This window comes from Vibrio sp. 1978 (assembly GCF_033344345.1).
This window is the reverse complement of the sequence record NZ_JAWPOP010000512.1, coordinates 1-676: the sequence shown is the minus strand read 5'-3', so window position 1 is coordinate 676 and position 676 is coordinate 1. Positions and strand designations below refer to the sequence as shown.

Sequence of the window (676 nt, the reverse complement as noted above, 5' to 3'; positions counted from 1 at the left end):
GCGTGAATGCGCACTTCACCACGTTGGCCGTCATACTTAAAGCTGGTGATTTCTAGATCTTTCACCTGACCAAGCGTTGCTGGCAAGGCAGCAAGCCAAGACAACATCGCAACATCTGTTGAGCCACCAGATAAACGGCGCTCTTCATCTGTCATTTGACGCTTTAAATAACTTACGGTCGGAATTCGATTCTTGTTTGGAAAAACCTGACGGAAAATACGTTCGCTTTCTTCACGATAGGCTTGTGCTGGCGCCTCGTACTTGTGTACGCCGAGAAGTTGCTGAGCCACGACCACCACTAACAAAACGCCCGCAGCGATAGCCGCCTTTTGCCAAACTTTCCAGGACTTACCCCAAGAAGACTTCGGCTTAAACTCGCCAGTTAACAGGTTCGTTTTACTACTCGCGACGCCTTTTGCGAGCAACGCCATCGTCATTTCTTCTGGCTTAGGAACCCATACGCTCTCAACAGTCGATTCTGGCACGGAACTGTAGCATTCGAGTTGCCAACCTTCATGATTTTGCAGGTAAGAAGAGAGATAAAGGTCCAGCCACGCCGAATCCACCACCGCGCCTTCCGTCTCTGAGTGACGAATTAGCCATTGCTCACCAATCAGTGCCGCACTGCTGTTGTCATCACTGACAGGCAATGCCAATACATCTGGCAAGATGCGTT

At 50.0% G+C, this 676-nt stretch carries 1 protein-coding gene; it reads right to left on the bottom strand.

The genetic code is table 11. The annotated features are described in order from the left end of the window. Positions 1-676 (bottom strand): type II secretion system protein GspL (gspL, locus tag R8N49_RS27545; RefSeq protein WP_318190508.1); only part of this gene is annotated, 676 nt, incomplete at both ends.